A 12,535-nucleotide genomic window follows, 5' to 3' on the forward strand; every position below is an offset into this window, starting at 1 on the left:
CATCCGCGTTCAATTACACGCCCGTAAACTTTAGCAAATCCTTCGACTTCGCCCAGGAATACATAAAATTAAAATTTTGCATTGCAGATTTTGGAATTTGGAATTTTAAAAAATTGTAATTTAAAACCTTCCTGATTTGAATTTCGCAAACATCGATTTGATATTTACAATACCCCAACCCTACTTCGCTCCTACCTTTGTCCTATCAATTTAAAAGATCGAAAAGATGAACTTATCAAACAACAAAATTCTAATAACAGGTGGCGCAAGCGGAATTGGACTTGGCTTAACCGAAAGATTTATTCAGGAAAACAACACCGTAATTATCTGCGGTCGACGTGAATCTGTTTTAAATGAAGTAAAAGAAAAATTTCCAAACGTAATTACTAAAGTTTGCGACTTAGCACTTGAAGCTGAACGAGTAGCGCTTTACAAATGGATTACAGAAAATCACAGCGATTTGAATGTTTTAGTGAATAATGCAGGAATTCAAAAATGGGTTTCGCCTACAGATGCTGACTTTTTTGAAAGTGCTAAAACCGAACTTGCCACTAATATCGAAGCTCCGTTACATTTAACTTCTCTTTTTATTCAGTTAAAATCATTGACAACTGTAATGAATGTAACTTCTGGATTGGCACTTTCTCCTTTTGCAAAAGTTCCGGTCTATTCGGCTACAAAAGCATTTTTCCGCTCGTTTACAATTTCGCTTCGTCATATATTAAAATCAAAAAATATTGAAGTAATTGAAATTATTCCACCGGCATTAAACACAGATCTTGGCGGTGTTGGTTTACATGATATACACCCAAGTGTAAGTGATTTCATTCTATCAATTTTTGAACAATTAAAAGAAGGAAAAGACGAGCTTACTTTTGGAACCAGCGCAACGAGAATAAATGCAAGTATTCCGGAATTAAAAGCATCGTTTAATGCTTTACATTCTAATTAATTTCATTGAACATAATTAATTAAACACATAGGAACATAGCTTTTAGAAAACTCAAAAAAGGCATTTCATTTGTTTAAACACACATAGCTATGTGTAAGAAATGTGTTTTCTTTTTATATTCTTTTTTCAAGCGTTATAATCTATGTCCCGATGGCTATCGGGACTATGTGTTAATTTTTTTCTCGCAGATTTAGCAGATCTAGCAGATTTTTAATTTTTAATTTAATAAACAAACATAAAATGGCAGTAAATACAAAAATAGCTCTTGTTACAGGTGGTAGCAGAGGTTTAGGAAAAAATATGGCAATTGCAATTGCAAAAAAAGGAATCGACGTAATCGTTACTTATAAGAGCAAAAAAGACGAAGCTGATGCAGTTGTAAAAGAAATAGAAGGCTTAGGACAAAAAGCAGTTTCACTACAATTGAACGTTGCAGATTCTAGTACTTTTGACGGGTTTTTCAGTAATGTTTCTGAAGTTTTAAAAAGTACTTTTCATGCTGATAAATTTGATTTTTTAGTAAACAATGCGGGAATCGGAATTCATAATTCATTCATTGGAACAACTGAAGCTGAATTTGATCAATTGACTAATATTCAATTTAAAGGTCCGTTTTTTCTAACTCAAAAAGGGTTAAACGTAATGAATGATGGTGGTGGAATTGTAAATATTTCTACAGGTTTGGCTCGTTTTTCATTTCCTGGTTATGCAGCATATGCGGCTATGAAAGGTGCGATTGAAACTTTGACTAAATATGAGGCAAAAGAATTAGGAACAAGAAAAATCAGAGTAAATGTAGTTGCCCCGGGTGCGATAGAAACTGATTTTGGTGGCGGAGTAGTTCGTGACAATGAACAAATGAATCAACAAATTGCCTCAGTAACAGCTTTAGGAAGAGTTGGTTTACCTGACGATATTGGCGGAGTTGTTGCTTTTTTATGTACCGAAGAAGCGCGTTGGGTAAATGCACAACGCATTGAAGTTTCAGGCGGAATGATGCTTTAATTAATTGTTGATTGTTAATTATTAATTGTTGATTAATCATAGAGTAAACCTGTGGGCTTTTTCATAGTGCTTAATATTCTAAAAAACTAAACCCGGTAGATTTTGGATCTATCGGGTTTTCATTTGAAATATATTGAATTTAGTAAGTATTCTTTTTAATCTTTTTCGACGATTACATCAAAACCTCCGTTTTTATCGAAAACAACATCATAAAATTTCGAGTCTTTTTGTATTCCTACTTCATAGGTTGTTTTATTTTTATCATCGATAACAACTGCGATTTCTTTAATTGCTTTTGCAGAATAATTTTTCTTTAAATAGGACTGCGCTTTCGGCGGAAGCTTACTTAACGGAATCTGAGATTCAAAAGCTTTTAAAACTCCCAAATTATCATAAACTGCTAATGCTTCACTGTTTGGATTCGCTTTGAATTTTGCTTCGTAGCGAATTTCATCATCGTCATCACCAACATATTTAATCGTCCATTCAGGAACTTTGCCAGGATATTCTTTTTGAAAAGTGTAGACTACCTTTTCAGGCGGAGTTATTATCCCTGTCGGCATAATCTGTGCCATCAAAAAACTACTGTATAAAAAAGCAATATAAAAGAAAAGGTTTTTCATAATTCCAATTTTAAATAACGTATTAAAAGTACTACTTTATTTTAAACCATTTATCAAATTATAAAAAAATGTTAAAATAGCCGTAACATTTTTTAATCTCACACGTCTTATTTTTAACCAAACCAAAAGGCAATGAAATTCAGCTTTAAAAATTTTGAAACTTCCCCACAACTTTCTGCACGTATTGCCGGATTATTATATCTTATTATTATAATTGCCGGCTTTTTTGCAGAGACATTTGTCAGGAATAAATTATTTGTTTCCGGAGATGCAAACGCAACTGCAAACAACATTCTGCATTCAGAATTTTTATGGAAGATTGGAATCACGGCAGATCTGATTATGCAAATTTGCGATCTTCCCGTAATGATTATTCTGTACTACCTTTTAAAACCTGTCAGCAGGAAACTTGCATTATTAAATTTGTCTTTCAATTTGATACAAACTGCAGTTTTAGCAACGAATAAATTAAATCTTTTAGCAGCGTTATTTTTCCTTGGAGATGCTGAATATCTAAAATCTTTTAGTCCGGAACAATTGCATACTTTATCTTATTTATCAATCAAACTACATGACTTTGGTTTTGGAGTAGGATTAATCTTCTTCGGATTTGTATGTCTTATTGAAGGATATTTGATTTTTAAATCCGGATATTTTCCTAAAACAATTGGGGTTTTGATGGCTATTGCAGGAGTTTGTTATTTGTTTAATAGTTTTTCCTTAATTCTTATTCCGGAGCTTTCGAGTATTATTTTATTAATACCTTGTTTAATAGCAGAATTATCACTTAGTTTATGGCTGATTTTCAAAGGAGTAAATCTTCCCGAGTGGAAAAAAAATTTATATAGTATTGCCCAAAAATAAAACTCCCCTGAATCTAAAAAAACCTGCAATAAAATATTATTACAGGCTTTAGTTTGAAATAATTTGAATTAGTAAGCAATCTTATTTCGAGTTTTATTTTTTTATCCGGTCGGATAATTCTCTTTTGTAAGTGATCCCGACCGGTAATTTTTCATTTTTAATGACCACAAAATCCTTATCTGTTGTTTCTATTTTATCCAGCGCTACAATGTATGATTTATGAATACGCATGAAATTTTTCTCAGGTAAACATTTCTCAAATTCAGTTGTTGTAATCGATGCCAGATAGGTTCTTTTTATAGTGTGCAACTTCACATAATTACCAAAACTCTGGGCAAACAAAAGCTGATCTAATTCGATATCCATAAAATAACCATCGACTTTTACACTCACAGAATTTACAATTGCTGCTTCTTCTGTTTTTACTTTTGCCGTTTCGACAGCAAAAAAACGATCAATCGCTTTTAAAAACCTCGGAAAATAAATAGGCTTTAAGAGATAATCTATAACCCCATAATCGTAACTTTCAAGAGCATATTCAGAATAAGCTGTGGTTAAAATAGTTTTAGGATGCGTTGGGATAATCTTTAATAATTCCATTCCTGAAATCTCCGGCATATTGATATCCAGAAACATCAAATCAACAGGATTTTCACGAAGATAATCCATTGCTTCGATGCCATTATAACCTTGAAAAACCAACTCTAATTGCGGATTTTGTTTGATATAATTCGCCAAAACATAATGCGCCGCCGGTTCATCATCTACAATTATACATTTTTTGGGTTCTCTCATTCTACAAACTTTTTCAATTGCAATTTCAAATCTACGATATACGTGTTCTTATCGTCCTGAATATTCAGTTTATAGTCTTTTCCGTAAATCAAATTCAAACGTTCAATTGTATTTTTTAACCCGATTTTAGTCGAAATTACATCTGTTTTTTTCGTTGGTATTGAGTTTACAACATGCAAATGCAACAATCCGTTTTCTACGGTAATAATGATCCTTACAAAGCATTTTTCTATCGCGCAAGTTCCGTGTTTAAAGGCATTTTCGATAAAAGCAATCAACAGCATTGGCGATACTTTATAGGCGTTTTCATTGTCGATTTTAGAATCGTAAGTTATTTCACAGCGGTATCCTACTCTTTCTTTTTCGAGCTGAACGTAACTGTTTATAAATTCTAGTTCATCTTCAAGAGAAACACATTTTTTGTTGTTGCTTTCCAGCTGATAACGCATTAATTGCGACACTTTCATAATCAAATCAGGCGTTCTGTCCGGAAATTCCAGACTAATACCGTAAAGCGTATTAAAGGTATTGAATAAAAAATGAGGATTTAACTGTCCTTTTAATGAATTTAATTGCATCTCATTAAACAACAAAGTTTCATCGGTTTGCTTTCTATGAATTCTGTAGAATTTAAATACAATTATGGGGCTCAAAATACAAACCAAAGTCCCTAAAACACTCGCTAACTGATACATATAACTCCTTTGATGTGAGTTTTGATATAAACGGCAATTACCAAACATCTCCAGCATTGTAATTTCGTATAAAATCACAGAAAAGACAAATACTCCAAAAAGCGTTAAAAATATATAAGTTAAAGGACGTTGTGTTTTAAATAGGATTGGCAAAAGAAAAAAACGATTGAATTGGGCGTGCATGTATAAAATAAAATAGAAAAACACGCCCATTAATATGGAAGTGAAAGAACTAAATAACATCCAGTCATTTTTTAACGTATAAATCGTAAATGAAAAGATAACAACAGCAATTTCCTGCCACCATTTGTTATCCAATATGTTATCGAATTTTTTATTCATTTTTAAAATTTAAATAGTTTACAAAGTACGAACAAAAATTTAATTTATATTTTTAAAAAATGACGAATTGAATTGGTCATTTATTATCGCAGTACATCATTTAAGATGACAAATATCAGCTGAAGACAAATAATTTTGTTAGATAATTTCATACCACTAATTTTATGTACTTCAGAAAAATTACTTTATTAGTTTTCTTGATTTTTGCCTGTGGTAGTTATGCACAAACCTTGTCTTTAAAAGAAGCTATAAAAACAGGTTTAGAAAACTACGGTTCGATCAAAGCAAAAAGCAATTACACGAATGCGTCACGCGAGACTCTAAAACAATCCAAGCGTGATTATTTGCCCAATCTTAACTTATCGGCACAACAAGATTACGGAACCGTAAACGGACAAAACGGACCTCTTTATGGTTTTGGAGGTTTAGGAGTTGCTTCATCAGGATTACCATTGCCACAACAAAACTGGAATTCGGCTTTTGGTGCACTTTATTTGGTCAACATGAACTGGGATTTTTTCACTTTTGGAAAAACAAAGGAAAAAATCAACTTGTCTAAAATTGATGTTCAGGCAAAAGAGAAGGATTTAAAGCAGGAAGAATTCCAACAGGAAATTAAAATTTCTGCTGCTTACTTAAATTTACTGGCAAGCCAAAGGTTATTGATTTCGCAACAAAAGAATTTAAGCCGTGCCGAAGTTTTCAAGAAAACTGCCGTTGCAAGAGTTAAAAACGGATTATTGGCAGGAGTCGATTCTACATTGGCTACAGCCGAAGTTTCGAAAGCTAAAATATCTTTGAATCTTGCTAAAAATTTCGTCAAGGAACAAAACAGCAAATTGGTTGATTTGATGGGTGTTGCCCCTCAGGATTTTGTAACCGATACTTTATTTGTAAACGAAATCCCGAAAGAACTTTTAAGAGGAACTGCAACTTCAGACAGTTTGCATCCTTTATTACAATTCTACAAAACGAAAATCGATTACAGCAATCAACAAGTTAAGTTGTACAAACGCTTTTACTACCCTACGATGACGGCTTTTGGTGTTTTACAAACCAGAGCTTCCGGATTTGATTCGGCGTACGCGACAGATCAGAGTGCGTTTAGCAGAAATTACTGGGACGGCGTAAATCCGGATCGTACTAATTATTTGGTTGGAATTGGCATTAGCTGGAATTTGACTACTCCGTTTAGAATGAGCAAACAAGTAAGTGCTCAAAAATATGTTTCGCAAGGTTTACAAGAAGAATACAATCAGGCAGACAGGGAATTAAAGTCGCAATTAAAATTAGCCGACGACAAAATACAAATCACGATTGACAATTTTGCCGAAGCGCCAATTCAGGTTGATGCAGCAAAAAGAGCGTATTTGCAAAAATCGACTTTATACAAAAACGGCTTAACCGATTTGACAGATATAACCCAAACATTATATACGCTGAACCGTGCCGAAATCGACCGAGATATCGTCAACAATAATGTATGGCAATCGTTTTTGCTTAAAGTAGCCGCAACTGGCAATTTTGACTTATTTATAAATGAATTTTAATTAGATCCTAATGAATTTAATACGTTTTGCACTCCGCAAACCCATCTCCATATTAGTATTGGTTGCGGGTCTATTTTTCTTCGGAATTGGTGCCATCAAGGACATTAAGGTAGATATCCTGCCAAAAATGAACTTGCCGGTTATTTATATTGCGCATCCTTTTGGAGGGTATACTCCAGACCAGATGGAAGCTTATTTTGCTAAGACTTATGTCAACATTTTACCGTTTGCCAATGGTGTAAAATCGGTAGAAACCAAAAATATTCAGGGGTTAATGATCATGAAATTAACCTATTATGAAAATACGAATATGGCTCAGGCGGCTGCCGAATTGAGTTCACTTTCGAACAGAATACAGGCCGCTTTTCCTCCGGGAACGCAACCGCCGTTTATCATTCGTTTTGATGCTTCGTCATTGCCAATTGGGCAATTGGTTTTGAGCAGTAAAATACGCTCAAATAATGAATTACAGGATTTGGCAAACGTTTATGTGCGTGCTTCGTTTACTTCGATTCCGGGTTTATTATCTCCGGCACCCTTTGGCGGAAGCCCAAGAACTATTGAGGTTAACGTTGATCCGGATTTATTGCGTTCGCACAATATGACACCGGATCAGATCGTTGAAGCGATTCGTGTAAACAACCAGACAGCTCCATCAGGAAACGTGAGAATGGGTGATATCAATTATATTACACCAACTAATAATACCATTAAAGAAGTTAAGGATTTCGAGAAAATTCCGTTGTTTAAAGGAAGCGTTCAAAACTTAACTCTTGGCGATGTGGCAACTGTAAAAGATGGTGCAGATATTACGGCTGGTTATGCTTTGGTAAACGGAAAACGTTCGGTTTATATTAGTATTGCAAAAGCCGGAGATGCTTCGACATGGGATGTAGTTCAGAAATTAAAATCAGAATTACCTAAAATTCAAAGTACACTTCCTGAAGATGTAAAATTATCGTATGAATTTGACCAGTCAGTTTATGTAATTAACTCCGTAAAAAGTTTAATTACAGAAGGAATTATTGGAGCAGTTTTAACCGGATTAATGGTTTTACTTTTCCTTGGCGATAAACGTGCGGCTTTGATTGTAATCTTAACGATCCCAATTTCGATTATATCCGGGGTTTTGTTCCTTAAATTATTCGGGCAAACCATCAATTTAATGTCATTAAGCGGATTGGCATTGGCAATTGGAATTTTAGTGGATGAAAGTACCGTAACTATCGAAAATATTCACCAGCATCTTGATATGGGAAAACCTAAGGCGCTCGCCATTTGGGATGCGTGTCAGGAAATTGCGTTGCCTAAATTATTAATTTTACTTTGTATTCTGGCAGTTTTTGCGCCGGCATTTACAATGGTTGGTATTCCGGGAGCGTTGTTTTTACCATTGGCATTGGCAATTGGTTTCTCGATGGTAATTTCATTTTTATTATCTCAGACATTTGTGCCTGTAATGGCAAACTGGTTGATGAAAGCACATCCTAAACATGATCACGGTCCTAATATTACTGATGATGAAGCAGAGTTTAACGACTGCGGGTTAACACCTGAATCTGAAAAAGATCTGATTACTCAGAAAAAAGCGATGGTCGAAAAAGAAGATATCGATAATAACGGGAAAATTGGTGCTTTTGAGCGTTTCAGAATCCGTTTTATGAAAACTTTAGATCGTTTATTTCCTTACAAAAGAGCAGCTGCATTAATATATCTGGTTGTAATTACACTTTTAGCAATTACTTTTCTTAATTTCATTGGAAAAGATGTTTTCCCGAAAGTAAATTCAAGTCAGTTCCAGTTAAGAATGCGCGCTCCTGATGGAACCCGTTTAGAACGTACCGAAGAAAAAGCAATCATTGTATTGAAAGAATTGCAAAAAATGGTGGGTAAAGAACATATCGGAATATCGTCTGTATATGTGGGACAACACCCGTCGCTATTCTCGATTAACCCAATTTACTTGTTCATGGCAGGTTCGCATGAAGCAGTATTTCAGGTGAGTTTAAAGGAATATCATACGGATATGGACAACTTTAAGGACGACTTTAGAGCCCGAATCAAAAAAGTACTTCCGGATGTAAAACTTTCTTTTGAACCAATCGAATTGACCGATAAAGTTTTGAGTCAGGGTTCTCCTACTCCTATCGAAGTTCGTATTGCCGGAAAAGATAAAAAACGAAATGAATTATACGCTAACCAAATTGTAGAGAAATTAAAGAAATTCTCTTATTTCAGAGACGTTCAAATTGGTCAGCCAATTCATTATCCGGCCATGAATATTGATATTGACAGAACCCGTGCAGCTGAACTAGGCGTTGACATGAACGATATATCACGATCACTTATAGCATCAACCTCATCATCAAGATATACAGAGAAAAATATATGGGTTGATGAAAGAGCCGGATTATCATACAATGTTCAGGTTCAGGTACCACTGAATAAGATGAAAAGCAAAACTGATATGGGAGAAATTCCGGTATTAAAAAATTCGCTTCGTCCTGTTTTAAGTGACGTTGCTAAAATTACACCCGGATTTGTAAGTGGTGAAAATGACAATTTAGGGGCTATGCCATACATTACCGTTACAGCAAACATTAGCCAGACTGATTTAGGTACGGCAGTAAAAGATGTGGATGCAACCATCAGTTCGTTGGGAGAATTACCTAGGGGGTTATTCATCACTCCAATCGGAATGAGTAAAGTATTGGTAGAAACATTAAGCAGTTTACAAGTAGGATTATTGGTTGCCATATTTGTGATCTTCTTAATGTTAGCCGCTAATTTCCAGTCATTCAAGGTTTCATTGGTAATTTTAACGACCGTTCCAGCAGTAGTTTTAGGAGCTTTATTAATGCTTACTATTACTGGTTCTACGTTAAACTTACAATCGTATATGGGAATCATTATGTCGGTTGGGGTTTCGATCGCGAATGCCGTTTTACTGGTTACAAATGCTGAACAATTGCGTAAAAAGAATGGTAATGCATTAGAATCGGCTCGTGAAGCTGCGGCGTTGCGTCTTCGTCCTATTATCATGACATCTGTTGCAATGATTGCGGGAATGTTGCCAATGGCAATTGGTCATGGCGAAGGTGGCGATCAGGTTTCTCCGTTAGGTAGAGCCGTAATTGGTGGATTATTATTCTCCACTTTTGCAGTATTGCTTATCTTGCCGTTAATTTTTGCCTGGGCACAAGAAAAAACAACAACACAATCTGTTTCTTTAGATCCTGAGGACGAAGAAAGCATCCATTATATCTCATCATTAAATAAGTCTAAAGTTTGAAAGTCATAAAGCTGAAAGTCCCACGTGGTGAAAATACTTTGATACACTTTTATTCTTTCGCTTCTTTAGTAAACAAGACATTATATTCTATCATTAAAATCAGAAAATGAAAAATAAAATACTACAATCGACCGCGCTATTTTTTATAGCACTATTTTTCCTTAGCAGTTGTAATTCTAAAAAAGAAGAAGCGCCTGTTGCAGAAATTGAACCTAAAACAGAAACTATTTCTTTAGAAAAAGAAAAACTAACGACAGAATTGCGTTTACCAGCCGAATTAACCGGTTTTCAACAAGTAGATTTGTACGCAAAAGTAAGCAGTTTTGTAAAATTGCTAAAAGTTGATATTGGTACCAAAGTAAAAAAAGGGCAACTTTTAATAGTTCTTGAAGCACCGGAAATCAGTTCTCAACTAGCTGCTGCCGAATCAAGACTGAAATCAATGGAAGCGATTTATGCCACTACAAAAAGCACGTACAACCGTTTATATGAAACAAGTAAAGTCGAAGGAACTATTTCTAAAAATGATTTAGAAATGGCAAACGGAAAGAAAAACTCTGATTACGCACAATATCAAGCCGCAGTTGCAGCCCACAAAGAAGTGTCGATTATGAGAGGATATCTTGAAATCCGTGCTCCTTTTGACGGAGTTGTCGCGGCAAGAAACGTGAATTTAGGAACATTTGTAGGTCCGGCAGGAAAAGGGTCTGATTTGCCTTTATTGACCATTCAGCAACAAGATAAATTGCGTTTGGCGGTTTCGGTTCCAGAATTGTACACAGGATATTTACACAACGGCGATGAAATGAGTTTTAATGTAAAATCGTTACCGGAAAATTTTAAAGCAACAATTACAAGAATGTCCGGAGCTTTAGATTTAAAATTACGTTCTGAACGTGTAGAAATGGACGTTCACAATACAAAAAACAACTTATTACCAGGAATGGTTGCCGAAGTTTTATTACCGCTTAATGCAAAAGACAGCACATTTGTAATTCCTAAATCGGCATTGGTAAGTTCTGCTGAAGGTTTGTATGTGATTAAAGTAGTTAATAAAAAAGCAACTAGAGTTACCGTGAAAAAAGGTAGGGAAATCGACGATAAAATTGAAATCTTCGGAGATTTAAACCTCAAAGATAAACTGGTAAAAATTGCCAGCGAAGAAACTAAAGAAGGCGATATCATAAACGAATAACCTGCGTTTAGTCTTCATTTTTAGTGATTACCAAAAACTGTACGCTTCAATGCAGCATTTTAAAATCTAATTTTAGAATGTAGATTACAATTTACCTTAAAGGGCGATACTTGATATAATATCGTCCTTTTTTGTTTTCTTGCCACGAAGGCGCTAAGACACAAAGTTTTTATTCTCTTTTGTCATTTCGAGCAAAGGGAGAAATCTCCGTGAGAAGCTCGACAAAGATTGACGATTTTGCATGCGTAGAATGGATTAAAATCCATCCCTACAATATAATACGTTCCTCCGGAACTCTCTATAAAATTCCGTACTAATGATTCATTTTGTAACAAGCGATTTTAATCCCTTGAATCGCAAAGTAACCCCAATTTTGTCATTTCGACGCAGGAGAAATCCTCACAAGTAGCTCGACAAAGATTGGCGATTTTGCATGCGATCGCGCAGATTTAGCTCCGCAACGATAGCGCGGATTTGCAATCCGTGCCCACAAAGTAATTTCTTCAAAACATAAATAAAAGATTAAAATTCCCGCTATACTTTTTATTTTTATAAGAAAAAAGAACGTGTCAACAAAATACAAAGCAACAACAACTGAGGAAGCATATTTTATAACTATAACTGCTGTTGGATGGATAGATATATTTACAAGACTAAATCAGAAAAACATCTTAATAAATGCTTTAAAGTATTGTCAGGAAAATAAAGGTTTAGAAATTTATGCCTATTGTATAATGAGCAGCCATATTCATTTGCTCTTCAAAGGAACTAATGGTTTTGTATTATATGATATTATTAGAGATTTTAAAAAATTTACATCAAAAAAAATAATACAAACTATAATAGATGAACCTGAAAGCAGAAGAGAATGGATGTCGGAATATTTTCAAAAGTCATGTGAACATTTAAAAAGGAACCAGACTTATAAAGTATGGCAAAATGGCTATCATGCAGAACATATTTACAGCAATAAATTTATTAAGCAAAAAATTGATTACATCCATAAAAATCCCGTAAAAGATAAAACTGTCAGTTCGGTTGAAGATTATTATTTTAGTTCGGCAAGGAATTATTCAGGCTTAGAAAATGATTTAGATGTTGTTTTGTTAGATCTGTTTTGAAAAAAATCTATTGCGTTCCAGAAAAGATCAGCGACAATTGAAATTTTTTGATTTGCATTGCGTCCAATCTTTGCGGGCACGGATTGCAAATCCGCGCTAAC

Annotated in this window: 10 protein-coding genes; 7 read left to right on the top strand and 3 right to left on the bottom strand. The window is 34.6% G+C overall.

Annotated elements, in window-relative coordinates:
• Positions 1–226 precede the first annotated feature (226 nt).
• Both KHA90_RS01690 and KHA90_RS01695 read left to right on the top strand, forming a co-directional pair.
• On the top strand, positions 227–952 hold the full coding sequence (locus KHA90_RS01690) for an SDR family oxidoreductase (protein WP_213294229.1): 726 nt from the start codon (positions 227–229) through the stop codon (positions 950–952).
• A 240-nt stretch (positions 953–1,192) separates the two neighbouring features.
• Positions 1,193–1,957: an SDR family oxidoreductase gene (locus KHA90_RS01695; RefSeq protein WP_213294231.1), complete on the top strand. Its 765-nt coding sequence runs from the start codon at positions 1,193–1,195 to the stop codon at positions 1,955–1,957.
• A gap of 155 nt (positions 1,958–2,112) precedes the next feature.
• Here the strand turns inward: KHA90_RS01695 and KHA90_RS01700 are convergent, their stop codons facing one another.
• Positions 2,113–2,580 carry a hypothetical protein gene (locus tag KHA90_RS01700; protein ID WP_213294233.1) on the bottom strand — a complete coding sequence of 156 codons (468 nt, stop codon included), beginning with the start codon at positions 2,578–2,580 and terminating at the stop codon, positions 2,113–2,115.
• Positions 2,581–2,712: 132 nt separating this feature from the next.
• Here KHA90_RS01700 and KHA90_RS01705 point away from each other — a divergent pair, with 132 nt between their 5' ends.
• Positions 2,713–3,444 (top strand): DUF4386 domain-containing protein, encoded by a 732-nt coding sequence (locus tag KHA90_RS01705; RefSeq protein ID WP_213294235.1) that lies wholly within the window; start codon positions 2,713–2,715, stop codon positions 3,442–3,444.
• 93 nt (positions 3,445–3,537) lie between these two features.
• Here KHA90_RS01705 and KHA90_RS01710 read toward each other — a convergent pair whose 3' ends face one another.
• Both KHA90_RS01710 and KHA90_RS01715 read right to left on the bottom strand, forming a co-directional pair.
• On the bottom strand, positions 3,538–4,239 hold the full coding sequence (locus KHA90_RS01710; RefSeq protein WP_213294237.1) for a LytR/AlgR family response regulator transcription factor: 702 nt from the start codon (positions 4,237–4,239) through the stop codon (positions 3,538–3,540).
• Positions 4,236–5,276 carry a sensor histidine kinase gene (locus tag KHA90_RS01715; protein WP_213294240.1) on the bottom strand — a complete coding sequence of 347 codons (1,041 nt, stop codon included), beginning with the start codon at positions 5,274–5,276 and terminating at the stop codon, positions 4,236–4,238. The genes KHA90_RS01710 and KHA90_RS01715 overlap by 4 nt, the downstream gene beginning before the upstream one ends.
• A gap of 164 nt (positions 5,277–5,440) precedes the next feature.
• Between KHA90_RS01715 and KHA90_RS01720 the strand changes: the two genes are divergently transcribed.
• From KHA90_RS01720 to KHA90_RS01735, 4 genes are all read left to right on the top strand, one after another.
• Positions 5,441–6,826 (top strand): TolC family protein, encoded by a 1,386-nt coding sequence (locus KHA90_RS01720; RefSeq protein ID WP_213294242.1) that lies wholly within the window; start codon positions 5,441–5,443, stop codon positions 6,824–6,826.
• A gap of 10 nt (positions 6,827–6,836) precedes the next feature.
• Entirely contained in the window at positions 6,837–10,118 is a 3,282-nt protein-coding gene (locus KHA90_RS01725; RefSeq protein ID WP_213294245.1) for an efflux RND transporter permease subunit, read from the top strand.
• Positions 10,119–10,224: 106 nt separating this feature from the next.
• Entirely contained in the window at positions 10,225–11,313 is a 1,089-nt protein-coding gene (locus tag KHA90_RS01730; protein WP_213294248.1) for an efflux RND transporter periplasmic adaptor subunit, read from the top strand.
• Positions 11,314–11,879: 566 nt separating this feature from the next.
• Positions 11,880–12,434, top strand: coding sequence for an REP-associated tyrosine transposase (locus tag KHA90_RS01735; RefSeq protein ID WP_213294251.1), 555 nt, complete (start codon positions 11,880–11,882; stop codon positions 12,432–12,434).
• Positions 12,435–12,535 lie beyond the last annotated feature (101 nt).

This window comes from Flavobacterium psychroterrae (assembly GCF_018380615.1).
Classification (GTDB): Bacteria; Bacteroidota; Bacteroidia; order Flavobacteriales; family Flavobacteriaceae; genus Flavobacterium; species Flavobacterium psychroterrae.